Genomic DNA, 26,465 nt, shown 5'->3' on the forward strand with positions numbered 1-26,465 from the left:
CCCAGGACGTCGTACTGCCCCCGGTCGCAAGGGTGACCGGGGGCGGTTCTACTCTTGGGGGCGGACAGATGGCTGCACACCCCCACGAAACAGGAGCCGGCGGAATGGATCACAGCGGGCACGGCACGACCATGGATCTGCCGCCGTTCACGCTGGGGCGAGGGCTGGAATGGTCGGCCGACCCGTTCTTTCTCATCGCCTGCCTGGTCGGGCTGGCACTGTACGGGTGGGGTGTCGTGCGGCTGGTGCGGCGCGGGGACAAGTGGCCCGTCGGGCGGACGGCCGCCTTCGTCGGCGGTGTGCTCAGCATCATGCTCATGATGTGCACCCAGCTGAACGACTACGGCATGGTCATGTTCAGCGTGCACATGGTGCAGCACATGGTGATCAGCATGGTGTCGCCGATCCTGATCCTGCTCGGCGCGCCGATCACGCTGGCGCTGCGGGCGCTGCCGACAGCGGGCCGCGGCCGCAAGGGCCCCCGCGAGCTGCTGCTGATGTTCCTGCACAGCCGGTACATGCGGATCGTCACGCACCCGGCGTTCACGATCCCGCTGTTCATCGCGAGCCTGTACGGGCTGTACTTCACGCCGCTCTTCGACACCCTGATGGGCTCCAAGGCGGGGCACATCGCGATGATGGTGCACTTCCTCGCCGTCGGCCTGGTGTTCTTCTGGCCGATCATGGGCGTGGACCCCGGCCCGCACCGGCCGGGCTACCTGATGCGGATGCTGGAGCTGTTCGCCGGCATGCCCTTCCACGCCTTCTTCGGCATCGCGCTGATGATGGCGTCCGAGCCGATGGTCGAGTCGTTCAGGAACCCGCCCGCCTCGCTCGGCATCGAGGCGCTCGCCGACCAGAACGCCGCGGGCGGCATCGCCTGGGCGTTCAGCGAGATCCCGTCCGTGCTGGTGCTGATCGCGCTCCTGTTCCAGTGGTACGCCTCGGAGCAGCGGCAGGCCAGGCGGAAGGACCGGGCCGCCGAGCGGGACGGGGACAAGGAACTCGAGGCGTACAACGCCTATCTGGCCTCCCTGGACGCGCGGGGGCGCTGAAAGCCACTGCCGCACGGGCCGTGCGCGCGGGGCGTCCGACGGGCACCATGGAGGGGACAGAACCCGAGGAGGGTGTTGCGATGCCCGGTTCCACGAACGGTTCGAACTCGACGAAGACCATGGGAGTGCTCACCGTCGGCGGTCTCGTCATGGTGACGGCGTACACGGTGGCGCTCGGGAGCAACGGGTGGCTGTGGTTCGGCTGGGTCGTCCTGGGCCTGATCACTCTCGGGATGGTGGTGACCACGAAGAGCACCTGACGGCTCACTCCCGGGTCAGCCGGCCCGCCAGGTGCACGCCCGGCTGGTACTTGGGGATCCGGACGGTGATCTTCATTCCGGCGCCCGTGGCGGTCTCGATGACGAGGCCGTAGTCGTCGCCGTAGACCTGGCGGAGCCGGTCGTCGACATTGGAGAGTCCGATGCCGCCCGAGGGGCTGACCTCGCGGGCGAGGATGCGGCGCAGCAGGGCGGGGTCCATTCCGGCGCCGTCGTCCTCGATGACGACGAGGGCCTCGGCGCCCGTGTCCTGGGCGGTGATCTGGATGCGGCACTTGCCCGAGGACACGGCCTTGCCCTCCAGGCCGTGTTTGACGGCGTTCTCGACGAGCGGCTGGAGACAGAGGAAGGGCAGGGCGACCGGCAGCACCTCCGGGGCGATCTGGAGGGTGACGGACAGGCGGTCGCCGAAGCGGGCCCGCACCAGCGCCAGGTAGTGGTCGATGGCGTGGAGTTCGTCGGCGAGGGTGGTGAAGTCCCCGTGCCGGCGGAACGAGTAGCGGGTGAAGTCGGCGAACTCCAGGAGCAGTTCGCGGGCGCGCTCGGGGTCGGTGCGGACGAACGAGGCGATCACCGCGAGCGAGTTGAAGATGAAGTGCGGCGATATCTGGGCCCGCAGCGCCTTGATCTCGGCCTCGATGAGGCGGGTGCGGGACTGGTCGAGATCCGCCAGTTCCAGTTGGACCGAGACCCAGCGGGCGACCTCCCCGGCGGCCCGGACGAGCACGGCCGATTCGCGGGGTGCGCAGGCGACCAGGGCGCCGTGTACCCGGTCGTCGACGGTGAGCGGGGCGACGACCGCCCAGCGCACCGAGCAGTCGAGGATGTCGCAGGTGAGGGCGAAGGCCTCGCCGCGGCCGGTTTCCAGGGAGCCGGACAGGCGTTCCATGATCTCGGTGCGGTGGTGGGAGCCGTCGCCGTCCCAGACGAGGACCTGTTTGCGGTCGGTGAGGCAGAGGGCGTCGGTGCCGAGCAGGGAGCGGAGTTTGCGGGCGGACTTGCGGGCCGTCTCCTCCGTCAGTCCGGCCCGCAGCGGGGGCGCGGCGAGCGATGCGGTGTGCAGGGTCTCGAAGGTGGCGTGCTCGACGGGGGTGCCGAGGCCGCCCAGGCTCTTGGGGCGGGCCGTGCGCCGGCCGAGCCAGATCCCCACGGCGAGCACCGGGAGGACGGCGACGCACAGGCCCGCCAGGAATTCGCTCATGCCGTCGTCACCTCCGTGCGCAGTTCCTCGGGCAGGTGGAACCGGGCCAGGACCGCCGCCGTGCCCGGCGGTACCCGGCCGGGGGTGGCCAGGGAGACAAGGATCATGGTGAGGAAGCCCAGCGGCACCGACCAGAGCGCGGGCCAGGCGAGCAGGGCGTGCAGGGCAGCGCCCTCGCCCGGGTAGCCCGCCATGGTCGCGGCGACGGCGAGCAGCGCCGAGCCGCCGCCGACCAGCATCCCGGCGGCGGCGCCGGGCGGGGTGAGCCGGCGCCACCAGATGCCGAGGACGAGCAGCGGGCAGAACGAGGAGGCGGACACGGCGAAGGCGAGCCCCACGGCGTCGGCGACCGGGAGCCCGCCGACCAGGACGCTCGCCGCGAGGGGCATGGACATGGCAAGGACGGTCCCGAGCCGGAAATGCCGTACGCCGCGCGAGGGCAGCACGTCCTGGGTGAGGACGCCCGCGACCGCCATGGTCAGCCCCGAGGCCGTGGACAGGAACGCGGCGAAGGCGCCGCCCGCCACCAGCGCGCCCAGCAGGTCACCGCCCACTCCCCCGATCATGCGGTCGGGCAGCAGGAGGACGGCGGCGTCCGTGTCGCCGGTGAGGGTGAGCTCGGGGGCGTAGAGGCGGCCGAGCGCGCCGTAGACGGGCGGCAGCAGGTAGAAGGCGCCGACCAGGCCGAGGACCGCGACGGTGGTGCGGCGGGCGGCGACACCGTGCGGGCTGGTGTAGAAGCGGACCACGACGTGCGGCAGGCCCATGGTGCCGAGGAACGTGGCGAGGATCAGGCCGTACGTGGCGTACAGCGGGCGTTCCTCGCGGCTTGCGGCCTGTGAGGGCGACAGGTCGCCGCCACCGCTGCGCTCGGCCTTGGGAACGGTCGCTCCAGCGGCGAAGGTGAGCCGGGTGCCCTGTTCGATGTGGTGGGTGCCGGCGGGGAGTTCGAGGCGGGTGCCGGTGTGCGTGCGGCCGTCGACGGTGCCGTTCACCGTGACGGTCAGCGGCCCGTCCAGCTTCAGGTCGACGCTCTCGCCGACGCGGACGACGCGCTGCTCCCGGAAGGCGGCCGGTTCGTCGAAGGCGTGGCGGGGCGCGCCGTCGCTCTGCCAGGCAAGCACCAGGAAGAGGGCCGGGACGAGCAGGGCGGTGAGCTTCAGCCAGTACTGGAAGGCCTGGACGAAGGTGATGCTGCGCATGCCGCCGGCGGCGACGGTGGCGGTGACGACGACGGCGACGATCACTCCGCCGAGCCAGTCGGGCGCCCCCGTCAGCACGGTCAGGGTCAGTCCGGCGCCCTGGAGCTGGGGCAGCAGGTACAGCCAGCCGACGCCGACGACGAAGGCACCGGCGAGCCGCCGTACGGCCGGGGAGCCGAGGCGGGCCTCGGCGAAGTCGGGCAGCGTGTAGGCGCCGGAACGGCGCAGCGGGGCGGCGACGAAGAGCAGCAGGACCAGGTAGCCGGCGGTGTAGCCGACCGGGTACCAGAGCATGTCCGGGCCCTGCACCAGGACCAGTCCGGCGATGCCCAGGAAGGAGGCGGCGGAGAGGTACTCGCCGCTGATGGCGGCGGCGTTGAGGCGGGGGCCCACGGTGCGGGAGGCGACGTAGAAGTCGGAGGTGGTGCGGGAGATGCGCAGGCCGAAGGCGCCGACCAGAACGGTCGCGACGACGACCAGGGCGACGGCAGGGACGGCGTAGCTGGAGTTCATCGGCGTGCTTCAGCGGTCTTCGACGAGGCGTACGAAGTCGCGTTCGTTGCGTTCGGCGCGGCGGACGTACCAGCGGGCGAGCAGGACCAGGGGGGCGTAGAGGCCGAAGCCGAGGACGGCCCATTCGAGGCGGTCGGCGTCCGGCATCGCCGCGAACAGCAGGGGCAGCGGGCCGACGAGGAGGCCGAGGACCGCGAACACGGCCAGGGCGGCGCGCAGTTGGGTGCGCATCAGGGAGCGGACGTAGGTGTGGCCGAGGGTGGTCTGTTCGTCGATCTCGGTGCGCGGGCGGTAGTACCCGGAGGCCTGGGGGTACCGCCCGCGCGAGCGATGCCGAGCGTGGGGGAGGGTGCGGCGGGGCGGGCCGGTGACGACGACACGGCGTTCGGCGGGGTCCTGGGGCACCGTCACGGCCTCCTCATGAGCAGGTCGCGCAGTTCGCGGGTGTGGCGCCGGCTGACCTGGAGTTCCTCGGCGCCGACGAGGACGCTGACGGTGCCCGCGTCGAGGCGGAGTTCGCCGATGTGGCGCAGGGCGACGAGGTGGCGGCGGTGGATACGGACGAAACCACGGGAGCGCCAGCGCTCCTCGAGGGTGGACAACGGGATGCGGACCAGGTGGCTCCCCTTGTCGGTGTGCAGGCGGGCGTAGTCACCCTGGGCCTCGACGTGGGTGATGTCGTCGACGGCGACGAAACGGGTCACGCCGCCGAGCTCGACCGGTATGTGGTCGGGGTCGGGCTCGCTCACGGGTATGCGGGGCGTCGTGCCGCGCAGCTCGGCCGCACGTCGAACAGCCTCGGCCAGGCGCTCCTTGCGGACGGGCTTGAGGAGGTAGTCGACGGCCTTGAGGTCGAAGGCCTGCACGGCGAAGTCCTCGTGGGCGGTGACGAACACGACGAGCGGCGGCCGGGCGAACCCGGTGAGCAGCCGGGCCAGGTCGAGCCCGTCGAGGCCCGGCATCTGGATGTCGAGGAAGACGACGTCGATCGCCTCGGGCCCGCCCGGGCCGGACTCCAGGGCGCGGTTGATGCGGCGCAGCGCCTCGGTCGCGTCGCCGGCGCCCTCCGCGCTGCCGATCCGGGGGTCGGCCTGCAGCAGGTAGAGCAGTTCCTCGAGCGAGGGGCGTTCGTCGTCGACAGCCAGGGCGCGCAGCATGAAATCGGAGTCTAGGGGCGATCAGCGCGTCTGGACACGTGCCGGGAGTGGACGTCCACACCGGACACGGTGCCCGGGCCGGGCCGGGCGCGAGCCGGGATGCCGGTGGATACAGTGCCCGCATGAACAGCAGGCCCACGCCATTCGACGATCTCGACCGGAAGATCATCAACGCGTTGATGGCGAACGCCAGGACGTCGTTCGCCGAGATCGGCACGGCGATCGGGCTGTCGGCCACGGCGGTCAAGCGCCGGGTCGACCGGCTGCGGGAGACAGGCGTGATCACCGGGTTCACGGCGACGGTGAAGCCGTCCGCGCTGGGCTGGCGCACGGAGGCCTACGTCGAGGTGTACTGCGAGGGCGCGGCCCCGCCGCGACGGCTGGCGGAGGTCGTGCGCGACTACCCGGAGATCACCGCGGCGATGACCGTGACCGGCGGTGCGGACGCGCTGCTGCACGTGCGGGCCCGGGACGTGGAGCACTTCGAGGAGGTGCTGGAGCGGATCCGCCAGGAGCCGTTCATCAGGAAGACGATCAGCGTGATGGTGCTGTCCCACCTGCTTCCGGAGAGTCCGGAGGCGGGCGCCAGCCAGCCCGCGCCGGAGTAGTTCCCGCCCGCACGCAGCGTACGTGCGCCCGACAGCCCGAAGACGCAGCATTCCTGCGCCGACGCGCAACTGATGATTCTTGTCGGCCACCTCCGGCACTTCCTACCTTGGTGTCAACACCCCGTCACAGTACGTGAGGAAGCGGAGGGACCCCTCTGTGCCCGACTCCCGTGTGCCGCGCCGGCGGCGCTACCTCGTCTGCGAACCCAGACACTTCGCCGTGCAGTACGCGATCAACCCCTGGATGCGTCCCGGCGAACCCGTCGACGTCATCCGCGCGCTGGACCAGTGGCAGGCACTGGTCGACACCTATCAGGCGCACGGCCATACCGTGGACACTGTGCAACCCGTTCCCGGCCTGCCCGACATGGTCTTCGCCGCGAACGCGGCGGTCGTCGTCGACGGCCGCGTCTTCGGCTCGCTCTTCCACGCCCCCGAACGCCGTCCCGAGTCCGTGCCGTACGAGGCCTGGTTCAAGTCGGAGGGCTACGAGGTCCACCACCCCGAGGGGGTGTGCGAGGGCGAGGGCGACGTGGTGCCGGCCGGTCGCTGGATCCTCGCCGGGACGGGCTTCCGCACCACCCGGGAGGCCCACAGTGAGGTGCAGGAGTACTTCGGGACGCCGGTGATCAGCCTGACGCTGGTGGATCCGTACTTCTACCACCTGGACACGGCGCTGTTCGTCCTCGACGAGGAGAATGTGGCCTACTACCCCGAGGCGTTCTCGCCGGGCAGCCGCGAGGTGCTGGCCCGGCTGTACCCGGACGCGGTGCTCGCCACCCGCGAGGACGCGATGGCGTTCGGGCTCAACTCCGTCTCCGACGGGCGCCATGTGTTCATCTCGCCGGGGGCGACGGGCCTGGCCGGGCGGCTCGCCGAGCGTGGCTACGTCCCCGTCCCCGTCGACATGTCCGAGTTCCACAAGGCCGGTGGCGGCATCAAGTGCTGCACCCAGGAGATCCGGGAGACCCGCTCATGACCGCACCCGCCCGCACCACCCGTGGCTCCGAGGAGCTCATCCGCGCGGAGGAGCCGGTCCTCGCGCACAACTACCACCCGCTGCCCGTGGTCGTCGCCCGGGCCGAGGGCAGCTGGGTGGAGGACGTCGAGGGGCGGCGCTACCTCGACATGCTGGCCGGCTACTCGGCCCTCAACTTCGGCCACCGGCACCCGGCACTGATCGAGGCGGCCCACCGCCAGCTCGACCGGCTGACCCTCACCTCGCGCGCCTTCCACAACGACCGGCTCGCCGAGTTCGCCGAACGGCTGGCGGCGCTGACCGGCACGGACATGGTGCTGCCCATGAACACCGGCGCGGAGGCGGTGGAGAGCGGGGTGAAGGTGGCCCGCAAGTGGGCCTACGACGTCAAGGGCGTCCCGGCCGACCGGGCGACGATCGTGGTCGCGGCGGACAACTTCCACGGCCGTACGACGACGATCGTGAGCTTCTCCACGGACGAGACGGCGCGAGCGGGCTTCGGCCCCTTCACACCGGGCTTCCGGATCGTGCCGTACAACGACCTGGCCGCACTGGAGGCGGCGGTCGACGAGACCACCGCGGCGGTGCTGATCGAACCGGTCCAGGGTGAGGCGGGGGTGGTCATCCCGGACGACGGCTACCTGGCCGGGGTGCGGGAGCTGACCCGCCGCGAGGGCTGCCTGTTCATCGCGGACGAGATCCAGTCCGGACTCGGCCGGACGGGCCGCACGCTGGCGGTCGAGCACGAGTCGGTGGTGCCGGACGTGCTGCTGCTGGGCAAGGCGCTGGGCGGCGGGATCGTGCCGGTGTCCGCGGTGGTCGGGCGCCGGGAGGTGCTCGGGGTGCTGCACCCCGGGGAGCACGGGTCGACCTTCGGCGGCAACCCGCTGGCGGCCGCGGTCGGCACGGCGGTCGTCGAACTGCTGGAGACGGGCGAGTTCCAGCGGCGCGCGACCGAACTGGGTGTGCTCCTCCGGGAGGGCCTGACCCGGCTGGTCGGCAAGGGCGTCGTGGGCTTCCGTTCCCGGGGCCTGTGGGCGGGCGTCGACATCGATCCGGCGATCGGCACGGGCCGCGAGATCAGCGAACGCCTCATGCGGGAGGGAGTCCTGGTCAAGGACACCCACGGCTCGACCATCCGGCTGGCCCCACCGCTCACCATCACCGGTGACGAGCTGGTGGGGGCCCTGGGGTCACTGGAGAAGGTCCTGGGCTGAGGAGGGAGCCCCGGCCGGGGGCCGGTCCGGCTCCGGGCCGGCCCCCGCGCACGATGCGCGCGAGCCACACCGGCCAACCCAGCCTGCCCGGGCCGCCTCCTGCCGAACTGACGGGAAGACCATCCGGGCCGAGCGGTCCCCGACGGGCTGTTGGAGCGAGGCCGGAGCCGGGTTGCCCCGTACCGTGGGAAAATGGTCTGATCCCGGCACTGGTGAGGCGACGGCCATGACGGATACGGCGATCGACTACGCGGCGGTGTTCCAGGCCCTGCCCGGCATGGTGGCGCTCCTGACGCCCGAGCTCGTGTTCGCCGACGTCAACGAGGAGTACATCCGGGTCTCCGGCCGCTCGCGCGAGCAGTTGATCGGCAAGTACCTGTTCGACGTCTTCCCCGACAACCCGGACGACCCGGCCGCGACGGGCACGCGCAACCTGGAGGCCTCGCTGTACCGGGTCATGGCGAGCGGCGAGCGCGACGCCATGGCGCTCCAGCGCTACGACGTGGAGGACGCCGAGCGGCCCGGGCACTGGGAGGAGCGCTACTGGAGCCCGGTGAACGCGCCGCTGGTCGGCCCCGGCGGGAGGGTGGTGCTGATCCTGCACCGTGTCGAGGAGGTCACGGAGCTGATCCGGGCCCGGGGCCGCTCGGGCGGGGACGGAGGCGGCAAGGGCAGCCGGGCCCGGGTCCTGGAAGCCGAGCTGTACACCCGCGCCCGAGAGCTCCAGGAGCTCAACGAACGGCTGCGGCGGGCACACTCCCGGGAACGGGAGGTGGCGCTGGCCCTGCAGGAGGCGATGCTGCCCGACCGCCGCCAGGTCAGCCACCACCACCGGACCGCCGTGCGGTACCGGCCCGCCGTGGGCGCGCTCAACGTGTGCGGGGACTGGTACGACCTGGTCGACCTGGTCGACGGCCACCGGGTCGGCGTGTCCGTGGGCGACGTGGTCGGGCACGGGCTGGCGGCCGCCGGTGTCATGGGCCAGCTGCGCAGCGCGCTCAGCGCGGCATCCCGGGTCGCCGAGGGCCCGGCCCAGGCGCTGGACGTGCTGGGGCGCTACGCCAACGTGGTCGACGGCGCCGAGTCGGCGACCGCGGTGACCACTTTCATCGACTTCCACCGCCGCTCCATCACCTACAGCAGCGCCGGGCACCTCCCGCCTGTGCTCGTCCACCCGGACGGCCGTGCGGAGTTCCTCGACGGTGCCACGGACACGCCGCTCGACGCCCGCCCCGACCCCGTTCCCAGACCCCAGGCCGAAACGACGTTCGAACCGGGCGCCACGCTCGTGCTCTACACCGACGGCCTGATCGAGCGGCGCGGCGAGGACATCGACACCGGTCTGGCGCGCCTGGCGGACTCGCTGTACCGGAACCGGGACCAGGATCCCGAGGCCCTCGCCGACAGCGTCCTGCTGGAACTGCTGCCGCCCGGCGGCGCGACCGACGACACCGCGCTGATCATCGTGCGGCTGTGAGCTGTGCGGATGCGCTACAGACGGGTCTTTCCGTGATCGAGCAGCCGGATGCGGTCCACGTTCTGCCGGTCCTCGGCGTCCCCGCTGGGCTTGCCCGCGAACCACGCGTCGAGGATCTCCGTCAGCAACGGCTCGGACGTCAGCCGCAGGCTGAGCGCGAGGACGTTGGCGTCGTTCCAGCGGCGCGCCCCGTCGGCCGTGTAGGCGTCCGTGCACAGGGCGGCCCGGACGCCCGGCACCTTGTTCGCGGCGATGGAGGCGCCCGTGCCGGTCCAGCAGCACACCACGGCCTGGTCGGCCGTCCCGTCGGCGACCTCACGGGCCGCGGCCTCGGAGCACACCGCCCACTGCGCGTCGCCCCCGGGACGCAGCGCGCCGTGCGGGCGCACCTCGTGCCCCCGGTCGCGCAGTGCGGCCACCAGGGAGCGGGCGACGGGCTCGTCCATGTCCGAGGAAACAGAGATCCGCATGCTTCGCAGACTACTCGGCAGGGCGGCGGGAACCAGCGGCCGGCCGGGCGCCCGCCCCGCGGCCCTCTCCAGCCACATGGGCACCGCCGGACACACTCACCTGACTGACCGTTAGTCAAACGGTGAAGGATCGGCGCGGTCTCGCCGCACGAGGTGCCCCGTGGCCGCGCTGCACCTACACTGGCACCCCACAACATGCCGGTTGACCTGCTGGAACGCGGCGTCGAGTCCCCCGCGAGAGTCGAGGAGCGCCCGCTTTGTTCTACTACCTGCTGAAATATGTGCTGCTGGGTCCGCTGCTGAGACTGGTCTTCCGGCCGCGGACAGAAGGCCTGGAGCACGTGCCGTCGGAGGGTGCCGCCATCATCGCGGGCAACCACCTGTCGTTCTCGGACCACTTCCTGATGCCCGCGATCCTCAAGCGGCGCATCACCTTCCTGGCGAAGGCCGAGTACTTCACAGGCCCGGGCGTCAAGGGCCGGCTGACGGCCTTCTTCTTCCGCAGCGCGGGGCAGATCCCGGTCGACCGCTCCGGCAAGGACGCGGGGCAGGCCGCGATCCGGGAGGGCCTCGGCGTGCTGAGCAAGGGCGAGTTGCTCGGCATCTACCCCGAGGGCACCCGCTCGCACGACGGCCGGCTCTACAAGGGCAAGGTCGGTGTCGCGGTGATGGCCCTGAAGGCCGGTGTCCCGGTCATCCCCTGCGCGATGATCGGCACCTTCGAGGCCCAGCCCCCCGGCAAGGTCATCCCCAACATCCACCCGGTCGTGATCCGCTTCGGCAAGCCCCTCGACTTCTCCCGTTACGCCGGCATGGAGAACGAGAAGACCATCCTGCGCGCCGTCACCGACGAGATCATGTACGCGGTCCTCTCCCTGTCCGAGCAGGAGTACGTCGACGAGTACGCGGCCGTCGTGAAGGCCGCGGACGCCGCCACCAAGGAACGCAAGTTCCCGCGGTTGCCGCTCCGTTGAGGCCTGCGGTCTGTGGCATGCCGTCTGACGCCTGCGTCTGAGGAGCTGTACTCGCCTGGCGGCGTTCCCGCTCCTCGCCCGGGCCTTCCCGGACCTCTTCGACCGCGCGGCGGAGGACGCCTGGTCCGCGGCATGGACGGGACTGCTCCGCGGACGGTCAGCGCAGGGAGGCCAATGCTTCGTCGAGCACCCGGCGCAGGCGCAGCGCGTCCGGCGCCACGGCGGTCACCAGCGCGGCGGGACCGGCGAGCGGAACGACCGAGGCCCCTTCCCCGACCACCCGGGCCGTCATCGGTTCGGTGGCGAACTCCGGCCGCACCACCACCAGCTGACCGACCGCGCGGTGTCCGGCGAGCACGGCGGGCCCGTCCCAGCCCCCCGGTGTGCCGGGGCCACAGGCCAGTTCCTGGTCGAGCACGACCCGCTCGTCGACCCGCACGGTCAGACGGCTCGTCAGCCGCCCGGGTTCCTCTCCGGCCCGCCCGAGCACCTGCTCCTCGCGCAGCACGAGCCGGGCCGCCGGAGCGAGGTCGACGCGGGTCGTGACGTACAGGTCGCTGCCCTGCGCGGAGATCAACTGCTCCGGTGCCCAGCGCAGTTCGGCGTGGTCCGCCACACCGAGCCGGACGTCGTAACGGGCCTCGCCCTTGGCCTGGCCCGGCAGGGCGATCGTGGCGGCGGCCGACCCGACGGAGAGCCGTGCTCCCTCCTCGACCCGGGCCTCCACGGTGAAGTGGTCACCACCGAGCGGACCGCTCATCGCGCCGACCAGCATGACCCGCGCCCCGGCACCACTCCCCCGGGTGCGCCGCAGCGCCAGGGGCCCGTCGCTCTCCAGCACGGGCAAGGCGGTCCCGCCGCGGCCGTCGTCCCGGGCGACGATCCTCGCGACGGACCGCACCCCCGCGCCGTTCACGCCCGTGCCGCCCACGCGGCCAGCCGGTCACGCACCCACGCGGCGACGTCCGTCACCCCGGCCTCGCTCCGCAGCGACTGGAAGACGACGGGCAGTTCGGCCCGCTGCGCCTTGGCGTCGGCCGCCATCCGCGCGAGGTCGGAGCCGACGTACGGTGCGAGATCGGTCTTGTTGACGACGAGGAGGTCGGCGGTGGTCACGCCCGGTCCGCCCTTGCGCGGGATGTCGTCACCCCCCGCCACGTCGATCACGAAGATCTGACCGTCGACCAGCCCCTTGGAGAAGGTCGCGGTGAGGTTGTCGCCACCGGACTCCACGAGGACCAGGTCCAGTGGTCCGACGGCGTCCTCCAGGTCCTCCACCGCTTCCAGGTTCGCGGAGATGTCGTCACGGATCGCGGTGTGCGGGCAGGCCCCGGTCTCCACGGCGGTGATCCGCTCGGGCGGCAGCACGGCCTCCCTGAGCAGGAACTCGGCGTCCTCCCGGGTGTAGATGTCGTTGGTGACGACCGCGAGGGACAGCTCGTCCCGCAGAGCCCGGCAGAGCGCCGCGACGGTGGCGGTCTTCCCGGACCCGACGGGTCCGCCGAGCCCGATCCGCAGGGCACGGCGGGAGCCGTCGGGGCGGTGCGCGTCGGCGCTCACGGCGGTGGGGCCTGCGTGGGTGTGGTCGAGGTGCATATACGGCTCCTGGTAAGGCGGGCCCGGCTTTGCGGACGGCCGGTTCAGGGGGCGGGCGCTGGTCGGGGTGCGGGTGAGTGGGAGCTGACCGCGCAGTTCCCCGCGCCCCTTGTGGGGTCGGTCTGCGCGGCGTTCAGGAGGCGGCTACGACGCGAACAGCCGTACCGCCCAGGCCGCATGCACCTCCGCTCCGATCTCCAGCAGCGGCGCCGACGCCGCGGGCAACGCGTCGGCCCCGTCGTCGACCGCCCGTCGCGCCGCCTCCACCGCCCGGTCCACGACGCGGTCCACCTCCGGCGCCAGCCGGGCCAGGACCGCCGTCGCGTCGAAGGGGTCCAGACTCAGCAGCCGCACGGTCGCCGTGGCCGGTCCGCTCACGTTCTCGTACGCGGCGCAGTACGCCGCGTCGACCGGCCCGAGCCCCGCCGCCCGCGCCGCCAGCCCGAGCACCACCGGCTGATGGGCCCCCTTGGGGAACTCCCGCCCCAGCGCGTCCAGTTCGGCGGACGGCCAGGTCGCACGGGCGGCGCGCAGCAGCTGTCTCCCCAGTTTTCGCGCGGCGACCCGCAGCGCGGGTGAGGGCGTGCGGGCGTCCGCGGCACGGTCGAGCGCGACGGGATCGATCCCGAGCGCGGCAGCCGCCGCGAGGCCCGCCGCGACCAGCCCCGACGTGTGCAACCGCCCCCGGCAGAAGTCCTCCAGGCTCGCCGCCCCGCTGATCCGTCCCGCCTTGACGGCCGCCTCGGCCCCGCCGGAGTGGGCATGGCCACCGGCGGGAAACCGGCCGTCGGCCAGCACGAGAAGCGCAGCACGTGACATCAGGCCGCCTCAGAAAAGGAAGTACCGCTGGGCCATGGGCAGTTCGGCCGCCGGGGCCGCCTCGACCAGCTCCCCGTCGATGTGCACGGCGAAGCTGTCGGGATCGACCCGCACCTCGGGCCGCGCGTCGTTCTCCCGCATGTCGGCCTTGGTGACTCCGCGCGTCGACTCGATCGCCACGAACCGCTTGCCGAGGCCCAACCGCTCCGGAAGCCCGTCCTCGACGGCCAGGGGCGCGACGAAGTTGAGGGAGTTGGCGGCCGGCGCCCGCCCGATCGCCCCGTACATCGGGCGCGGCAGGATCGGCTGCGGGGTGGGGATCGAGGCGTTCGCGTCGCCCATCTGGGCGTAGGCGATCTGGCCGCCCTTGATGACCAGCTGCGGCTTGACGCCGAAGAACGCGGGCTCCCACAGCACCAGGTCGGCCAGCTTGCCGCTCTCCACCGACCCGATCTCCCGGGCCAGGCCCTGGGCGAGCGCCGGGTTGATCGTGTACTTGGCGACATAGCGGCGTACGCGGTGGTTGTCGGCCCGCCCGTCCCCGGGCAGCGCGCCTCGGCGCCGCTTCATCACGTGCGCGGTCTGCCAGGTCCGCATGACGACCTCGCCCACGCGCCCCATGGCCTGCGAGTCGGAGCTGATGATCGAGATCGCGCCTAGGTCGTGCAGCACGTCCTCGGCGCCGATGGTGGACGGCCGGATGCGGGACTCGGCGAACGCCAGGTCCTCCGGCACGGCCGGGTTGAGGTGGTGGCACACCATCAGCATGTCGAGGTGTTCCTCAGCGGTGTTGACGGTGAACGGCCGGGTGGGGTTGGTGGAGCTGGGCAGCACGTACGACTCGGAGACCACGGTCATGATGTCGGGCGCGTGCCCGCCGCCCGCGCCCTCCGTGTGGTACGCGTGGATGCCCCGCCCGGCGATGGCGGCCAGGGTGTCGCCGACGAACCCGGCCTCGTTGAGGGTGTCCGTGTGGATGGCGACCTGGATGCCGGTCCGCTCGGCGACGGTCAGCGAGGCGTCGATGACGGCCGGGGTCGAGCCCCAGTCCTCGTGCAGTTTCAGCCCGAGCGCGCCGCCCCGGATCTGCGACAGCATAGCCTCGTGGGAGACGGTGTTGCCCTTGCCGAGCAGGCCGATGTTGAGCGGGTGGGCCTCCATCGACTCCAGCATCCGCGCGAGATGCCAGGGGCCGGGGGTCACGGTGGTGGCCTTGGAGCCCTCGGCCGGACCCGTACCGCCGCCGACGAGCGTGGTGATGCCCGACGCCAGCGCCTCGTCGGCGATCTGAGGGCAGATGAAGTGGACGTGCGCGTCGATCGCGCCGGCCGTGAGGATCCGCCCGTTGCCGGCGATGATCTCGGTTTCCGGGCCGATGACCAGGTCGGGGTGGACTCCGTCCATGGTGTCGGGGTTGCCGGCCTTGCCGATGCCGGTGATCCGGCCGTCCCGGACGCCGACGTCGGCCTTGACGATGCCCCAGTGATCGATGATCACCGCGCCGGTGATGACGGTGTCGGGGGTGCCCTGCGCGCGCGTGGCCCGCGACTGGCCCATGGATTCGCGGATGACCTTGCCGCCACCGAACACGGCCTCGTCACCGGCGCGCCCCGGACCGCCGGAACGGTCCTCCTCGATCTCGACCAGCAGATCGGTGTCGGCGAGCCGGATCCGGTCACCGGTCGTCGGTCCGAACAGGTCGGCGTACGCGGCACGTGAGATCTCAGGCATCCAGGGCACCTCCGGTCTCCCCGCGCAGACCGGGCACGACACGGGCGCCGGTGAGCGGAACGAGTTCGACGTCGACCGGGATCCCGGGTTCGAAGCGCACGGCCGTGCCCGCTGCGACGTTCAGCCGCTTGCCGCGCGCGGCCGCGCGGTCGAACTCCAGACCGGGATTGGCCTCGGCGAAGTGGTAGTGGGAGCCGACCTGGACGGGACGGTCGGCGGTGTTGAGGACGGTGAGCCCGGTGACCTCACGGCCCTCGTTGTAGGCAATCGGTTCGTCCGCGAAGAGGACTTCTCCGGGAATCATCAGGTCCCTCTCTCAGACGATCGGCTCGTGGACGGTGACGAGCTTGGTGCCGTCCGGGAAGGTGGCCTCGACCTGGACGTCGTGGATCATCTCCGGGACGCCCTCCATGACGTCGTCCCTGGTGAGAAGCTTGCGTCCGGAGGACATGAGGTCGGCGACCGTCCGGCCGTCACGGGCGCCTTCGAGGATGTGCGACGTGATGAGGGCGACCGCCTCGGGGTGGTTGAGCCGGAGGCCCCGGGCCCTGCGCTTCTCGGCCACGTCGGCCGCCACGTGGATCAGCAGTCGCTCTTGCTCGTGCGGGGTCAGCTGCACGTCCCACCTCACAGTCCTCGCTCCGGACCGTGCGGGGCCCGGTTGCCGCGGCCACGGGGCAAAGTGCCAGGTGGCGTGGAGCGGCAGGCTAGTGGGACCGCGTTTCGGGCACGTAAACCAAGCTGTGATCCGTGACGGACCGCTGATGGGTGAAAGACCGCGGTGCACGGAACCGTCTGTTCCCGGAACTATGCCGGGCCGGACCCCCGGTGCTCCGCCGCGATACCGAACCGCTGCCGTTCGCCGGCAGCGGACGCTGCTTCGTGGACCGTGGAGACCGCGCTGATCACCTGCTCCGCCGATGGCTCCGCAAGCTCGTGGGCCTCTTCGAGCCGCCGCAGGTCATCGGCGGAGACGAGGGCGACGAGGGGCTTGCCGTGCCGGGTGACGACGACGCGTTCACCTGCGTACACCACGCGGTTGATCAGGTCGGCGAGCTCAGCCCTGGCTTGTGTCACCGGAATCTCGTAGGCCATGACCCCATCATAACGTCACGTACGTACTGTACATTTTTTACAGAGACAGTCGTCGCCGGAGACGGCTCCGTTCGCAAGGAGGGGTTCGCCATGACCCGACCGTCCGCACGCCACGTGCTGCCCGAGTTCACCGAACGCACGAGCTCCGGACTGCGGACGATGGATCCGTACTCGAAGCTCCTGGAGGAGCGGATCGTCTTTCTCGGGACGCCGGTGGACGAGACCTCGGCGAACGACGTGATGGCCCAGTTCATGCACCTCGAACACCAGGCCCCGGACCGCGACATCTCGCTCTACATCAACTCCCCGGGCGGCACCTTCCACGCGATGACGGCCGTCTACGACACGATGCAGTACGTCAACTGCGACGTGGAGACGATCTGCCTGGGCCAGGCCGGGGCGGCCGCCTCGGTCCTACTGGCGGCGGGCACACCCGGCAAACGCTCCGTGCTGCCGGACGCGCGCCTGGTGATCCATCAGCCCGCGCTGGCCGAGCCGGTCCACGGACAGGCCAGCGATCTGGCGATCGAGGCCGACGAGTTGACGCGTGTCCGGACCCGCATGGAGGAGATGCTCGCGCGGCACACGGGCCGCACCCGGGAGCAGGTGAGCGCGGACATCGACCGCGAGAAGATCCTCACCGCCCAGGAGGCGGTGGAGTACGGCCTGGTGGACCGGATCGTCCCCACCCGCAAGGCCACCCTGGCCCCGCCGACCGGAGAGTGAGCCGCCTGTGCTTCCGCCCGAACTGCCGCCACTTCCCGCCCTGACACGCGCCGAGGCGGAGTTGATCGACCGTTACCTCGACGTCGTCGACCTGCTCGGCCGAATCAACCCGGCCCTGGACGGCGACACCTACCGTGGCCTGCGCGCCGCCCAGGCCCTGGTCGGCAAGGCGACCGCGCTGCGTGACGCACTCACCCTGATGCACCAGCGAGGCGAGACGGAACTGCACGCCGCCACCCTCGCCAGGGCGCTGCGGGTGCTGGACGGCGAGCGGCGCACGGCCCGCGTCACCCTGCCCCCCGAGTCCGTCAGTTGACGCCGAACGGTCAGCCCGGACGCTCGCCCTGCCGACGAGCATCCGGGCTTGAGTCGAAACGGACCAAACGACGTACCTCTGTCTGGAGTAGACGGGACGCCAATTTTTGGACCAGCCCGGTTGCGCAACGCGCGTAGCCAGGGGGCGGAACGGGACATTCCATCCCTGGTCCGAGGGCATGCGGGCCCGTGGACGGCGGTTCGAACACAGACGTGTCCACCCGAACGGGCGAGTGGTGAGTAACAACACAAATCCCAGGTTCCGTTGGGATTTCCGGACATCCATGAGTCAAGATCCCTGACTGACGACAAGCCCCCGCCACAGCGGCGGGGCGATCCGGGCGGACGCCGAGTCCTGCCGCCGCCCGGGTGACCGGTCGACAGGAGTGGATCGGCAGGAGTGGAGGACCCAAGCACGACGGGTCGCCGGGACGGTCACACCATGACCGGACCCGAGCAGCCCTTGGGGTGAAGCCGCGTCAGCGGCCGGGCAACTTCGCCAGCCCGAATCCGACAGGTCATCCTTCACAGGCGGCTGACGAAGGGTTGCGCATGACTGCGCTCAATCGTGTCCCGTCGCTCATGGTCCGGGCCGGTACGGCCTCGGCCCTCACCATCGCCGCCATGGGCGGGTCGATAGTGGCGCCCGGCCTCACCTCGGAGGCGGCGGCAGCCACACCGGCGACGAAGGCACTCCAGGTCGCGGCCTCCAAGAAGGGTTCGCCCTACAAGTACGGGGCCACCGGACCGAGCAGGTTCGACTGCTCCGGTCTCACGCTGTACTCGTTCAAGAAGGCGGGCAAGAAACTCCCCCGCACGGCCGCCCAGCAGTACAACAAGACGCGCCACATCTCCGCCAAGAGCCGCAAGGCGGGAGACCTCGTGTTCTTCCACTCGGGCCGCAACGTGTACCACGTCGGCATCTACGCGGGTAAGAACAAGCTCTGGCACGCCCCGAAGAGCGGGGACGTGGTGCGGCTGCAGAAGATCTGGACCAAGAGCGTCTGGTACGGGCGCGTGAAGTGATCCTCCCGGCGTGCGGCGGCGTCCCTGACGCGCCGCCGCACGCCGGAGCGTGACACCGGCCCAAGTGGATACCCGTACGGCATGGCCGAGCACCGTCCCTGCACCGCCCGTGGCGAGACGCCGCTGCAGCGCGCCGACCGCAACTTCGTCGAGCTGCTCCAGGAACTCCGGGTCACCCAGACCGGCGTGCAGATCCTCTTCGCCTTCCTGCTGTCGCTGGCCTTCACCTCGCGTTTCGGGTCCCTGGACTCCTTCCAGCGTGTCCTCTACGTCGTCACGCTGCTGCTGGCGGTCCTGGCCGCGGCGCTGTTCACCGCGCCGGCCGCCCTGCACCGCTCGCTCTTCCAGAAGGGCGCCAAGGCCCTCATCGTGCAGGTCTCCTCACGTCTGGCCACCACCGGGCTGATCGTGCTGGTGTTCGCGTTCAGTGGTTCCGTGCTGCTGGTGGTGGATGTGACGACCGGCCGGACCGGCGGGTTCGCCGCGGGCGCGGGGACCTTCCTGGTCTGTGTCGGCCTGTGGGGGCTGCTCCCCCGGCTGGTGCGGCGGGCGGGGATGCGCGACGAGACGAACGGCGCCGTCGACGCCCACGAGGCTTCCGCCGGGGAACCGGCGCCCCGGGGCACGGCCAGGGTTCCCGCGCCGCTGCGCGGCACCATCAGGCAGCCCTCGGCCCCTCGGGAAGCAACGGCGAACCGAGAAGCGTCAGCGCGGCACCGGTGACGGTGCAGGGACGGTGCGCCGGTGAGGCTTACGGCTCCTGGAGTCCCGCCGCCGTCACGGGCTGGGCCGGAACGGTCCACGGGAGTTCGACGAGGATGGTCTTGCCGCCCTCCCGGGTGGGGCGGATCCTGAGCTTGCCGCCGTACTGCGCGGTCAGCCAGCGGATGATGACCAGCCCGCGTCCGTTGTCCTGCTGCACGGCGGCAGGGAGGCGTCTGGGAAACCGGGGGTGGCTGTCCGTGACACCGAGGTGCAGGTGTTCGTCGCGGTCGAGTGCGATGTCCACCCTGAAGGTGGGTGACTGGCCGAAGGTGTGCTGGACGGCGTTGGTGGCGAGTTCCGAGATGATGAGCCGGATGGTGTCTGACGCATCCGTGTCCGCCGGCAGGCCCCACTCCGCGAGCGTCCCCACCACGTAGGCGCGTGCCGCGGAGACCGAGGCGGGATCGCTCGGCAGAGTGACGGATGCTTCCAGATGGTCTGCCATGGCGACGTCGTCCCTTTCCCACGGGACCGCAGACCGACACGGAGCGGATGGTTCGAGTACGGTCCCGGACTGGTGCTTCATCGTCAGACTGCCACCACAACGTCCGTGAAGGGCTTCGATCCACCAAGATATGCATATATCTGTCGCTCAAAGCGGTGAACTCTGCGACGCGAGACCGTATGTGGGTGGCTCGGGAGGAGTAGGGAGAATCCCATGCAGCACGGTCCCGCGGTGCGCCGCCGGAAGCTGGGCGCGGAACTGCGCACACTGCGCACCTCAGTGGGGCTCACCAGTGGTGAGGCGGCCCGGCTGGTGGGCTGGCACCAGTCGAAGGTCAGCCGGATCGAGACCGGCACGAGCGGGGCGAAACCGGCCGATGTGCGGTTACTGCTCGACGCCTACGGCGTGGCGGACTCCCAACTCCGCGAGCTGCTGCTGGTGCTGGCGGGGTCGGACGACGGTGGCGGCCGGCACCACTGGTGGCACGCCTATCGCGGGGTACTGCCGCCGACCTACCGGGACTTCATCAGCCTGGAGTCCCAGGCCAGTGCGATGCGCACCCTGGAGACCACGGTCGTTCCCGGGCTGCTCCAGACCCCCGAGTACGCGCGCGCGGTGACGAAGGCGGCGGTGGAGGGCCTGTCGGAGGACCGGCTGGACACGCTGGTCGAGGTGCGGCTGGCCCGGCAGGACGTCCTGTGCGCGGATCCGCCGCTGGAGCTGAGCGCCGTCCTTGACGAGGCGGTGCTGCGGCGGGAGGTGGGCGGCCCCGGGGTCATGGCGCGACAGCTGGAACGGCTGGTCGAGGCGGCGCGCCTGCCCCAAGTGCGTCTCCAGGTGCTGCCGTTCGTCGCCGGGGCGCACATCGGCGTCACTGGCCCTTTTGTTATTTTCTCATTTGCGCGCACTTCTGATCTGGATGTGGTTGTTCTCGACCACTTGACGAGTAGCCTCCACCTTGAGCGGAAAGAAGACCTCCGGGTCTACACGGAGGCCTTCAACGCTCTTCAGATCCACGCCCTTTCGCCCGAGGACTCGTTGGATTTCATCGCCGGGACAGCCACCGGCGCGTAAGGAGGCACCATGCGTGCACTGCCTCGTCATGTCCCATCGAGCATCGAACTGCGCTGTGTGCGGTGGTTGCGCAGCAGCTACAGCACCGGCGCTAACAACTGCGTCGAGACCGCGCGTCCGGACACCCGGCCCTGGGCCGGACTCCTCGCCGTGCGTGACTCCAAGGCTCCGGCCGGGCCCGCACTGCTCTTCTCGCCGGAGAGCTGGGCGGAGTTCACCGCCGCGGTCGACCGTATCTGAACCGCTGGTGAGCCGTACTCGATCAGTCCGTCCTGGTGCGAGGCACAGCCGTGTCACGCCGACTCATGGCCGCGTCTCGCCGATCAGCCGTACAGCGCGTTCGATCTGCTGACCGGTCAAGTCCGCGCGGGCGGTCAGCCTGAGCCGTGAGATGCCGTCGGGCACGGAGGGAGGACGGAAACAGCCCACGGCCAGGCCCGCCGCGCGGCACTCGGCCGCCCAGCGCACGGCGTCCTCGGGAGAGGGCGCCCGCACCGAGACCACCGCGGCGTCCGGACGTACCGCTTCCAGCCCCGCGGCGGTCAGGTGTGCGTGCAACTCGCCCGCCACCGCGCGGGCCCGCGCCGCGCGTTCCGGCTCGCGGCGCAGGATCCGCAGGGCCGTCAGCGCCGCCCCCGCCGCGGCGGGGGCCAGTCCCGTGTCGAAGATGAACGTCCGGGCCGCGTTGACCAGATGCTCGACGACCCGGGCGGGGCCGAGGACGGCTCCTCCCTGGCTGCCGAGCGACTTGGACAGCGTGACCGTCGCGACGACGTCGCCGGCGCCCGCGAGTCCCGCCGCGTGCGGAGCGCCGCGACCCCCGGCGCCGAGTACGCCCAGGCCGTGGGCGTCGTCGACCACCAGTCCGGCGCCGTGCTCCCGGCACGCCTGGGCGAGCGCGGTGAGCGGCGCCGCGTCGCCGTCCACCGAGAAGACCGTGTCGGACACGGTGATCGCCGCGCCCTCGTGCGTCCGCAGCGCCTTGCCCACGGCCTCCGGTTCCGCGTGCGTCACGACCTGGGTCGTGCCACGCGCCAGCCGACAGCCGTCGATGAGCGAGGCGTGGTTGCCGGCGTCGGAGACGATCAGGGAGCCGTGCGGGGCCAGCGCGGTGACCGCGGCGAGGTTGGCCGCGTAGCCGGAGGAGAAGACGAGGGCCGCCTCGAACCCGCAGAAATCGGCCAGCTCCCGTTCCAGTTCGGCGTGCAGTTCGGTGCTGCCGGTGACGAGCCGGGAGCCGGTCGAGCCGCCACCCCACTCCCGCGCGGCACGGGCCGCCCCTTCGGTGACCTCGGGGTGGCGGGCCAGACCCAGGTAGTCGTTGCTCGCCAGGTCGAGGAGCGGCGATGCGGCCGGACGGGGGCGCAGAGTCCGTACGAGCCCGGCGCGGCGGCGCAGTTCCGCCTGCTCGTCGATCCAGCCGAACGCCATGGGTGGTCCTCCGGGAATTTTGTAGGCAGTGCACAGACACTAGCGGGACCACCAGCAGGTCAGTGTGTGGCAATACCCACACCTCGAAGCGACTCTGTTGTGCGAACTCTCCTTGGCCGCGGGCGCCTGAGTAGGACAGGATCGGCTCTCATGGACCTGCTGAACACGCTGGTGGACAAGGGGCTTCGGCGCGAGCTGCCGACCCGCGAAGAGGCACTCGCCGTCCTGGCGACGTCCGACGACGACCTGCTCGATGTGGTGGCCGCGGCCGGGAAGGTGCGTCGGCACTGGTTCGGCCGACGGGTGAAACTCAACTATCTCGTCAACCTGAAGTCGGGCCTGTGCCCGGAGGACTGCTCGTACTGTTCCCAGCGGCTGGGCTCCGAGGCCGGGATCCTGAAGTACACCTGGCTCAAACCCGACCAGGCCTCGGAGGCGGCGGCGGCCGGCGTGGCCGGGGGCGCCAAGCGGGTGTGCCTGGTGGCCAGCGGGCGCGGCCCGACCGACCGGGACGTGGACCGGGTCTCCGACACGATCAGGACCATCAAGGAGAAGAACGAGGGCGTCGAGGTGTGCGCCTGCCTCGGGCTGCTCTCCGACGGTCAGGCCGAGCGGCTGCGCGAGGCGGGCGCCGACGCCTACAACCACAACCTCAACACGTCCGAGGCGACGTACGGCGAGATCACCACCACGCACACGTACGCCGACCGTGTCGACACGGTGAACAAGGCGCACGCGGCGGGCCTGTCCGCCTGCTCCGGGCTGATCGCCGGTATGGGCGAGACGGACGAGGACCTGGTGGACGTCGTCTTCTCGCTGCGCGAGCTGGACCCGGACTCCGTTCCGGTCAACTTCCTGATCCCGTTCGAGGGCACCCCGCTCGCCAAGGAGTGGAACCTGACCCCGCAGCGGTGCCTCAGGATCCTCGCGATGACGCGGTTCGTCTGCCCGGACGTCGAGGTGCGCATCGCGGGCGGGCGCGAGGTCCATCTGCGCACCCTGCAGCCGCTCGCCCTGCACCTGGCCAACTCGATCTTCCTCGGGGACTACCTCACCAGTGAGGGCCAGGCGGGCAAGGCCGACCTGGAGATGATCGCGGACGCCGGGTTCGAGGTGGAGGGCACCGACCAGGTGACGCTGCCCGAGCACCGCGCCGCCGGCGGGTGTCACGACGGTGGCGGAGCGTGCGGTTCCGAGGGTGGCGGTGTGTGCGGTTCCGGCGCCGGGGCGAAGGTCTCCGAGCCCCGTGAGGCCGCCGAGCCCCGTACCGACCTGGTCGCCGTCCGCCGTCGGGGCGCCGGGACGGACCTCGCGCCCAATGCCTGAGCTGACGGTGCCCGAGCTGCTGGAGCTGGACCGGCGGCATGTGTGGCACCCGTACGGACCGATGCCCGGCCGGCAGGAGCCGCTCGTGGTGGAGTCGGCGAGCGGGGTGCGGCTGAAGCTCGCCGACGGCCCGGGTGAGCTGGTCGACGGCATGTCGTCCTGGTGGTCGGCGATCCACGGCTACAACCACCCGGTGCTGAACGAGGCCGCGCGCGGGCAGCTGGGGCGGATGAGCCATGTGATGTTCGGCGGGCTCACCCACGAGCCCGCCGTCCGACTGGCGAAGCTCCTTGTCGACATGTCGCCGGAGGGTCTCGAGCACGTGTTCCTCGCCGACTCCGGGTCGGTGTCGGTCGAGGTCGCGGTCAAGATGTGCCTGCAGTACTGGCGCTCGCTGGGCCGCCCCGGCAAGCAGCGGCTGCTGACCTGGCGCGGCGGCTACCACGGGGACACCTGGCAGCCGATGTCGGTGTGCGATCCCGAGGGCGGGATGCACGAGCTGTGGACCGGCGTGCTGCAGCGTCAGGTGTTCGCGGACCCGCCACCGGCCGAGTACGACGAGACATACGCCGAGCACCTGCGCACACTGATCGCGCGGCACGCCGACGAGCTGGCCGCGGTGATCGTCGAGCCGGTGGTGCAGGGCGCCGGCGGGATGCGGTTCCACTCCCCCGCGTATCTGCGGGTGCTGCGCGAGGCGTGCGACGCGCACGACGTACTGCTGGTCTTCGACGAGATCGCGACCGGCTTCGGCCGGACGGGCGCGCTGTTCGCGGCGGAGCACGCGGCCGTGACGCCGGACGTGATGTGCGTCGGCAAGGCGCTGACCGGTGGTTACCTGACGATGGCCGCGACGCTGTGCACCGCGCGGGTGGCCGACGGCATCTCGCGCGGCGAGGTACCGGTGCTCGCGCACGGGCCGACCTTCATGGGCAACCCACTGGCCGCGGCGGTGGCCTGCGCCTCCATCGAGCTGCTGCTCGGCCAGGACTGGCTCGCGGAGGTCAAGCGGATCGAGACGGGGCTGCGGGACGGGCTCGCGGCGGCCGCCGGACTCCCGGGCGTCAAGGACGTGCGGGTGCTCGGCGCGATCGGGGTCGTGCAGCTGGACCACGCCGTGGACATGGAGGCGGCCACTCGGGCGGCCGTACGCGAGGGCGTGTGGCTGCGGCCGTTCCGGGATCTGGTGTACACCATGCCGCCGTACGTGACGGGCGACGCGGACGTGGCGCGGATCGCGCGCGCGGTGTGCGCGGCGGCGCGGGAGGGATGACATGCCGGTACTGGTGATCACGGGCACGGGCACGGAGGTCGGCAAGACGGTCGTGACCGCCGCCGTCGCGGCGACGGCGCTGGCGGCGGGCCGTTCGGTGGCCGTGCTGAAGGCCGCGCAGACGGGCGTGCGGCCGGACGAGCCGGGGGACGCCGCCGAGGTCGCGCGGCTCGCGGGCGCGCTGACCACGGCCGAACTGGCCCGTTATCCGGAGCCGTTGGCACCGGCCACGGCCGCTAGACGGGCGGGGCTCGCCCCGGTGCATCCGCAGGAGGTCGCGGAGGCCGCGGCCAAGCTGGCCACCGAGCACGATCTGGTGCTGGTCGAAGGGGCGGGCGGGCTGCTCGTGCGGTTCGACGCGGCCGGCGGCACCCTGGCCGACGCGGCCGGGCTGCTGTCGGCGCCGGTGCTGGTCGTGACGCAGGCGGGGCTCGGCACCCTCAACACGACGGAACTGACGGCGCGCGAGCTGCGCTCCCGGGGGCTGGACCTGGCGGGAATCGTCATCGGGAGCTGGCCCGCCGCGCCGGATCTCGCCGCGCGCTGCAATCTGGCGGACCTGCCGGACGTGGCCGGAGCGCCGCTGCTGGGTGCGGTCCCGGCCGGTTCGGGAGCCCTCTCCCCCGCCGGTTTCCGGGCGTCGGCCCCCGACTGGCTGGCGCCCCGCCTGGACGGTACGTGGGACGTCGGGGCGTTCCAGGCGCGGGAGGCGCCGCCGGTGTACTGAGACTGCCGCGTCGCGGGGTGCAACCGGGTCGGGGCTGGTCGCGTGTTGAAGTACGTACGTGATCACTTCTCCGAAGGGACCACCTTGCACTCGAACGGACCCCGCCCCTCCCGCCGTACGGCACTCGCGCTGGGCGCGGGCACGGTGCTCGCCCTGGCGGCCGCACCGGCTCACGCCTTATCCGGCACCGGCGGCATCACCGCGCGGCTGAGGGAGCTCGAACAGGAGCACACCGCCCGGCTGGGCGTCTACGCCCGCGACATGCGCACGGGCCGTACGGTGGCGTACCGGGCCGACGAACGCTTCCCGATGGCCTCGTTGTTCAAGACGCTCGCCGCCGCGGCCGTCCTGCGCGACCTCGACCGCGACGGCGAGTTCCTGGCCCGGCGCGTGTACTTCACCCAGGACGACGTCGACAAGTCCGGGTACTCCGAGGTCACCAAGCATCACGTCGCGACCGGCATGACCATCGGCGAACTGTGCGACGCGACCATACGCTTCAGCGACAACACCGCGGGCAACCTGCTCCTGGAGGAGCTGGGCGGGCCGACCGCCGTCACGCGGTTCTGCCGCTCGATCGGTGACCCCGTCACCCGGCTCGACCGGTGGGAGCCCGAGCTCAACTCCGCGGAACCGTGGCGCGTGACCGACACGACCTCCCCGCGCGCCATCGGCACGACCTACGCCCGGCTCGTGCTGGGCACCGCGCTGGAGCCCCGGGACCGCGGGCGGCTCACGGACTGGCTGCTGGGCAACACCACCAGCGTCGAAAGGTTCCGCAAGGGCCTGCCCGCTGACTGGCTGCTCGCCGACAAGACCGGCGGCGGACAGTACGGCAGCAACAACGACGTCGGCATCACCTGGCCTCCCGGCGGCACGCCGATCGTGCTGTCCGTTCTGACGACCCAGCCGGAGGAGGACGCCCCGGCCGACAACGCGCTGGTCGCCCGGACGGCCGCGCTGCTGGCCGCGGAACTCGGCTAGA

General features: G+C 71.5%; 31 protein-coding genes and 1 riboswitch. Of the genes, 17 read left to right on the plus strand and 14 right to left on the minus strand.

Annotated elements, in window-relative coordinates; all coding sequences use genetic code 11:
- Positions 1-104: 104 nt before the first annotated feature.
- Together IE97_RS0101795 and IE97_RS0101800 are read left to right on the plus strand one after the other, a co-directional pair.
- Positions 105-1,055, plus strand: a complete 951-nt coding sequence (locus IE97_RS0101795; RefSeq protein WP_030147385.1) for a cytochrome c oxidase assembly protein — start codon at positions 105-107, stop codon at positions 1,053-1,055.
- An 80-nt stretch (positions 1,056-1,135) separates the two neighbouring features.
- Positions 1,136-1,315 (plus strand): membrane protein, encoded by a 180-nt coding sequence (locus IE97_RS0101800; protein WP_030147386.1) that lies wholly within the window; start codon positions 1,136-1,138, stop codon positions 1,313-1,315.
- A gap of 4 nt (positions 1,316-1,319) precedes the next feature.
- On the opposite strand, the gene IE97_RS0101805 is transcribed toward IE97_RS0101800, so the two are convergent.
- The 4 genes from IE97_RS0101805 to IE97_RS0101820 are packed head-to-tail and all read right to left on the minus strand — an operon-like array spanning position 1,320 to position 5,406.
- The gene (locus tag IE97_RS0101805) at positions 1,320-2,534 is read right to left on the minus strand and encodes a sensor histidine kinase (RefSeq protein ID WP_030147387.1); all 1,215 of its coding nucleotides are present in this window, start codon (positions 2,532-2,534) and stop codon (positions 1,320-1,322) included.
- Entirely contained in the window at positions 2,531-4,249 is a 1,719-nt protein-coding gene (locus IE97_RS0101810; protein WP_030147388.1) for a cation acetate symporter, read from the minus strand. Before IE97_RS0101810 ends, IE97_RS0101805 begins: the two co-directional genes overlap by 4 nt.
- Before the next feature lie 9 nt (positions 4,250-4,258).
- Positions 4,259-4,654: a hypothetical protein gene (locus IE97_RS0101815; protein WP_030147389.1), complete on the minus strand. Its 396-nt coding sequence runs from the start codon at positions 4,652-4,654 to the stop codon at positions 4,259-4,261.
- A gap of 2 nt (positions 4,655-4,656) precedes the next feature.
- A complete protein-coding gene (locus IE97_RS0101820; RefSeq protein ID WP_030147390.1) occupies positions 4,657-5,406 on the minus strand; it encodes a LytR/AlgR family response regulator transcription factor in 750 nt (249 codons plus the stop codon).
- A 122-nt stretch (positions 5,407-5,528) separates the two neighbouring features.
- Between IE97_RS0101820 and IE97_RS0101825 the strand changes: the two genes are divergently transcribed.
- The 4 genes from IE97_RS0101825 (at position 5,529) to IE97_RS0101840 (ending at position 9,687) form a co-directional block, all read left to right on the plus strand.
- Positions 5,529-6,014, plus strand: a complete 486-nt coding sequence (locus IE97_RS0101825; RefSeq protein ID WP_030147391.1) for an Lrp/AsnC family transcriptional regulator — start codon at positions 5,529-5,531, stop codon at positions 6,012-6,014.
- A 157-nt stretch (positions 6,015-6,171) separates the two neighbouring features.
- A complete protein-coding gene (gene ddaH, locus IE97_RS0101830; RefSeq protein ID WP_030147392.1) occupies positions 6,172-6,993 on the plus strand; it encodes a dimethylargininase in 822 nt (273 codons plus the stop codon).
- Positions 6,990-8,210 (plus strand): ornithine--oxo-acid transaminase, encoded by a 1,221-nt coding sequence (gene rocD / locus IE97_RS0101835; RefSeq protein ID WP_030147393.1) that lies wholly within the window; start codon positions 6,990-6,992, stop codon positions 8,208-8,210. Before ddaH ends, rocD begins: the two co-directional genes overlap by 4 nt.
- A gap of 226 nt (positions 8,211-8,436) precedes the next feature.
- Complete coding sequence (locus IE97_RS0101840; protein ID WP_030147394.1) at positions 8,437-9,687, plus strand: PP2C family protein-serine/threonine phosphatase; 1,251 nt, start codon at positions 8,437-8,439, stop codon at positions 9,685-9,687.
- Positions 9,688-9,701: 14 nt separating this feature from the next.
- Here IE97_RS0101840 and IE97_RS0101845 read toward each other — a convergent pair whose 3' ends face one another.
- Positions 9,702-10,157 carry an RpiB/LacA/LacB family sugar-phosphate isomerase gene (locus tag IE97_RS0101845; RefSeq protein ID WP_030147395.1) on the minus strand — a complete coding sequence of 152 codons (456 nt, stop codon included), beginning with the start codon at positions 10,155-10,157 and terminating at the stop codon, positions 9,702-9,704.
- A 257-nt stretch (positions 10,158-10,414) separates the two neighbouring features.
- On the opposite strand from IE97_RS0101845, the gene IE97_RS0101850 reads away from it, so the two are divergent.
- Positions 10,415-11,131 carry a lysophospholipid acyltransferase family protein gene (locus IE97_RS0101850; protein WP_030147396.1) on the plus strand — a complete coding sequence of 239 codons (717 nt, stop codon included), beginning with the start codon at positions 10,415-10,417 and terminating at the stop codon, positions 11,129-11,131.
- A gap of 157 nt (positions 11,132-11,288) precedes the next feature.
- Here IE97_RS0101850 and IE97_RS0101855 read toward each other — a convergent pair whose 3' ends face one another.
- The 7 genes from IE97_RS0101855 to IE97_RS0101885 form a co-directional block, all read right to left on the minus strand.
- Positions 11,289-12,062, minus strand: a complete 774-nt coding sequence (locus tag IE97_RS0101855) for an urease accessory protein UreD (RefSeq protein ID WP_030147397.1) — start codon at positions 12,060-12,062, stop codon at positions 11,289-11,291.
- A complete protein-coding gene (gene ureG, locus IE97_RS0101860; RefSeq protein WP_030147398.1) occupies positions 12,044-12,727 on the minus strand; it encodes an urease accessory protein UreG in 684 nt (227 codons plus the stop codon). Before ureG ends, IE97_RS0101855 begins: the two co-directional genes overlap by 19 nt.
- Positions 12,728-12,871: 144 nt before the next feature.
- On the minus strand, positions 12,872-13,546 hold the full coding sequence (locus IE97_RS0101865) for an urease accessory protein UreF (protein ID WP_030147399.1): 675 nt from the start codon (positions 13,544-13,546) through the stop codon (positions 12,872-12,874).
- A gap of 9 nt (positions 13,547-13,555) precedes the next feature.
- Complete coding sequence (locus tag IE97_RS0101870) at positions 13,556-15,277, minus strand: urease subunit alpha (RefSeq protein WP_030147400.1); 1,722 nt, start codon at positions 15,275-15,277, stop codon at positions 13,556-13,558.
- Positions 15,270-15,581, minus strand: coding sequence for an urease subunit beta (locus tag IE97_RS0101875; RefSeq protein ID WP_030147401.1), 312 nt, complete (start codon positions 15,579-15,581; stop codon positions 15,270-15,272). The genes IE97_RS0101870 and IE97_RS0101875 overlap by 8 nt, the downstream gene beginning before the upstream one ends.
- Positions 15,582-15,593: 12 nt before the next feature.
- Positions 15,594-15,896: an urease subunit gamma gene (locus IE97_RS0101880; RefSeq protein WP_030147402.1), complete on the minus strand. Its 303-nt coding sequence runs from the start codon at positions 15,894-15,896 to the stop codon at positions 15,594-15,596.
- 188 nt (positions 15,897-16,084) lie between these two features.
- The gene (locus IE97_RS0101885; RefSeq protein WP_030147403.1) at positions 16,085-16,372 is read right to left on the minus strand and encodes a type II toxin-antitoxin system Phd/YefM family antitoxin; all 288 of its coding nucleotides are present in this window, start codon (positions 16,370-16,372) and stop codon (positions 16,085-16,087) included.
- Positions 16,373-16,462: 90 nt separating this feature from the next.
- Here IE97_RS0101885 and IE97_RS0101890 point away from each other — a divergent pair, with 90 nt between their 5' ends.
- The 4 genes from IE97_RS0101890 (at position 16,463) to IE97_RS0101905 (ending at position 19,162) form a co-directional block, all read left to right on the plus strand.
- Complete coding sequence (locus IE97_RS0101890) at positions 16,463-17,098, plus strand: ATP-dependent Clp protease proteolytic subunit (protein WP_030147404.1); 636 nt, start codon at positions 16,463-16,465, stop codon at positions 17,096-17,098.
- A gap of 7 nt (positions 17,099-17,105) precedes the next feature.
- Positions 17,106-17,414: a hypothetical protein gene (locus IE97_RS0101895; protein WP_030147405.1), complete on the plus strand. Its 309-nt coding sequence runs from the start codon at positions 17,106-17,108 to the stop codon at positions 17,412-17,414.
- 335 nt (positions 17,415-17,749) lie between these two features.
- Positions 17,750-17,962: riboswitch (cyclic di-AMP (ydaO/yuaA leader) on the plus strand.
- A gap of 3 nt (positions 17,963-17,965) precedes the next feature.
- Positions 17,966-18,439: a C40 family peptidase gene (locus IE97_RS0101900; protein WP_030147406.1), complete on the plus strand. Its 474-nt coding sequence runs from the start codon at positions 17,966-17,968 to the stop codon at positions 18,437-18,439.
- A gap of 81 nt (positions 18,440-18,520) precedes the next feature.
- Positions 18,521-19,162: a DUF6328 family protein gene (locus IE97_RS0101905; RefSeq protein ID WP_030147407.1), complete on the plus strand. Its 642-nt coding sequence runs from the start codon at positions 18,521-18,523 to the stop codon at positions 19,160-19,162.
- A gap of 28 nt (positions 19,163-19,190) precedes the next feature.
- Here IE97_RS0101905 and IE97_RS0101910 read toward each other — a convergent pair whose 3' ends face one another.
- Positions 19,191-19,649: an ATP-binding protein gene (locus IE97_RS0101910; RefSeq protein ID WP_030147408.1), complete on the minus strand. Its 459-nt coding sequence runs from the start codon at positions 19,647-19,649 to the stop codon at positions 19,191-19,193.
- 213 nt (positions 19,650-19,862) lie between these two features.
- Here IE97_RS0101910 and IE97_RS0101915 point away from each other — a divergent pair, with 213 nt between their 5' ends.
- Complete coding sequence (locus IE97_RS0101915) at positions 19,863-20,723, plus strand: helix-turn-helix domain-containing protein (protein WP_030147409.1); 861 nt, start codon at positions 19,863-19,865, stop codon at positions 20,721-20,723.
- A 9-nt stretch (positions 20,724-20,732) separates the two neighbouring features.
- The gene (locus IE97_RS0101920; protein WP_030147410.1) at positions 20,733-20,963 is read left to right on the plus strand and encodes a DUF397 domain-containing protein; all 231 of its coding nucleotides are present in this window, start codon (positions 20,733-20,735) and stop codon (positions 20,961-20,963) included.
- 63 nt (positions 20,964-21,026) lie between these two features.
- Here the strand turns inward: IE97_RS0101920 and IE97_RS0101925 are convergent, their stop codons facing one another.
- The gene (locus IE97_RS0101925; protein WP_030147411.1) at positions 21,027-22,154 is read right to left on the minus strand and encodes an 8-amino-7-oxononanoate synthase; all 1,128 of its coding nucleotides are present in this window, start codon (positions 22,152-22,154) and stop codon (positions 21,027-21,029) included.
- Positions 22,155-22,304: 150 nt separating this feature from the next.
- Here IE97_RS0101925 and bioB point away from each other — a divergent pair, with 150 nt between their 5' ends.
- From bioB to bla, 4 genes are all read left to right on the plus strand, one after another.
- Positions 22,305-23,480, plus strand: a complete 1,176-nt coding sequence (bioB, locus tag IE97_RS0101930) for a biotin synthase BioB (protein ID WP_030147412.1) — start codon at positions 22,305-22,307, stop codon at positions 23,478-23,480.
- Positions 23,473-24,753 (plus strand): adenosylmethionine--8-amino-7-oxononanoate transaminase, encoded by a 1,281-nt coding sequence (locus tag IE97_RS0101935; protein WP_030147413.1) that lies wholly within the window; start codon positions 23,473-23,475, stop codon positions 24,751-24,753. Before bioB ends, IE97_RS0101935 begins: the two co-directional genes overlap by 8 nt.
- Position 24,754: 1 nt before the next feature.
- Positions 24,755-25,480, plus strand: coding sequence for a dethiobiotin synthase (gene bioD, locus IE97_RS0101940; protein ID WP_030147414.1), 726 nt, complete (start codon positions 24,755-24,757; stop codon positions 25,478-25,480).
- Between the two features lie 84 nt (positions 25,481-25,564).
- Entirely contained in the window at positions 25,565-26,464 is a 900-nt protein-coding gene (gene bla / locus IE97_RS0101945) for a class A beta-lactamase (protein WP_030147415.1), read from the plus strand.
- Position 26,465 lies beyond the last annotated feature (1 nt).

The sequence above is a fragment of the Streptomyces sp. NRRL S-455 genome (assembly GCF_000717875.1).
Classification (GTDB): domain Bacteria; phylum Actinomycetota; class Actinomycetes; order Streptomycetales; family Streptomycetaceae; genus Streptomyces.

What these genes read in the sequence shown, in the direction of transcription:
- IE97_RS0101845 (WP_030147395.1), bottom strand. Translation starts at nt 10,157, where the DNA reads ATGCGGATCTCTGTTTCCTCGGACATGGACGAGCCCGTCGCCCGCTCC.
- IE97_RS0101910 (WP_030147408.1), bottom strand. Translation starts at nt 19,649, where the DNA reads ATGGCAGACCATCTGGAAGCATCCGTCACTCTGCCGAGCGATCCCGCC.
- IE97_RS0101875 (WP_030147401.1), bottom strand. Translation starts at nt 15,581, where the DNA reads ATGATTCCCGGAGAAGTCCTCTTCGCGGACGAACCGATTGCCTACAAC.
- rocD (WP_030147393.1), top strand. Translation starts at nt 6,990, where the DNA reads ATGACCGCACCCGCCCGCACCACCCGTGGCTCCGAGGAGCTCATCCGC.
- bioD (WP_030147414.1), top strand. Translation starts at nt 24,755, where the DNA reads ATGCCGGTACTGGTGATCACGGGCACGGGCACGGAGGTCGGCAAGACG.
- IE97_RS0101925 (WP_030147411.1), bottom strand. Translation starts at nt 22,154, where the DNA reads ATGGCGTTCGGCTGGATCGACGAGCAGGCGGAACTGCGCCGCCGCGCC.
- IE97_RS0101825 (WP_030147391.1), top strand. Translation starts at nt 5,529, where the DNA reads ATGAACAGCAGGCCCACGCCATTCGACGATCTCGACCGGAAGATCATC.
- ureG (WP_030147398.1), bottom strand. Translation starts at nt 12,727, where the DNA reads ATGCACCTCGACCACACCCACGCAGGCCCCACCGCCGTGAGCGCCGAC.
- IE97_RS0101810 (WP_030147388.1), bottom strand. Translation starts at nt 4,249, where the DNA reads ATGAACTCCAGCTACGCCGTCCCTGCCGTCGCCCTGGTCGTCGTCGCG.
- IE97_RS0101890 (WP_030147404.1), top strand. Translation starts at nt 16,463, where the DNA reads ATGACCCGACCGTCCGCACGCCACGTGCTGCCCGAGTTCACCGAACGC.
- bioB (WP_030147412.1), top strand. Translation starts at nt 22,305, where the DNA reads ATGGACCTGCTGAACACGCTGGTGGACAAGGGGCTTCGGCGCGAGCTG.
- IE97_RS0101805 (WP_030147387.1), bottom strand. Translation starts at nt 2,534, where the DNA reads ATGAGCGAATTCCTGGCGGGCCTGTGCGTCGCCGTCCTCCCGGTGCTC.
- IE97_RS0101795 (WP_030147385.1), top strand. Translation starts at nt 105, where the DNA reads ATGGATCACAGCGGGCACGGCACGACCATGGATCTGCCGCCGTTCACG.
- IE97_RS0101905 (WP_030147407.1), top strand. Translation starts at nt 18,521, where the DNA reads ATGGCCGAGCACCGTCCCTGCACCGCCCGTGGCGAGACGCCGCTGCAG.
- IE97_RS0101840 (WP_030147394.1), top strand. Translation starts at nt 8,437, where the DNA reads ATGACGGATACGGCGATCGACTACGCGGCGGTGTTCCAGGCCCTGCCC.
- IE97_RS0101915 (WP_030147409.1), top strand. Translation starts at nt 19,863, where the DNA reads ATGCAGCACGGTCCCGCGGTGCGCCGCCGGAAGCTGGGCGCGGAACTG.
- IE97_RS0101865 (WP_030147399.1), bottom strand. Translation starts at nt 13,546, where the DNA reads ATGTCACGTGCTGCGCTTCTCGTGCTGGCCGACGGCCGGTTTCCCGCC.
- IE97_RS0101870 (WP_030147400.1), bottom strand. Translation starts at nt 15,277, where the DNA reads ATGCCTGAGATCTCACGTGCCGCGTACGCCGACCTGTTCGGACCGACG.
- IE97_RS0101900 (WP_030147406.1), top strand. Translation starts at nt 17,966, where the DNA reads ATGACTGCGCTCAATCGTGTCCCGTCGCTCATGGTCCGGGCCGGTACG.
- IE97_RS0101920 (WP_030147410.1), top strand. Translation starts at nt 20,733, where the DNA reads ATGCGTGCACTGCCTCGTCATGTCCCATCGAGCATCGAACTGCGCTGT.
- IE97_RS0101885 (WP_030147403.1), bottom strand. Translation starts at nt 16,372, where the DNA reads ATGGCCTACGAGATTCCGGTGACACAAGCCAGGGCTGAGCTCGCCGAC.
- IE97_RS0101935 (WP_030147413.1), top strand. Translation starts at nt 23,473, where the DNA reads ATGCCTGAGCTGACGGTGCCCGAGCTGCTGGAGCTGGACCGGCGGCAT.
- IE97_RS0101820 (WP_030147390.1), bottom strand. Translation starts at nt 5,406, where the DNA reads ATGCTGCGCGCCCTGGCTGTCGACGACGAACGCCCCTCGCTCGAGGAA.
- IE97_RS0101800 (WP_030147386.1), top strand. Translation starts at nt 1,136, where the DNA reads ATGCCCGGTTCCACGAACGGTTCGAACTCGACGAAGACCATGGGAGTG.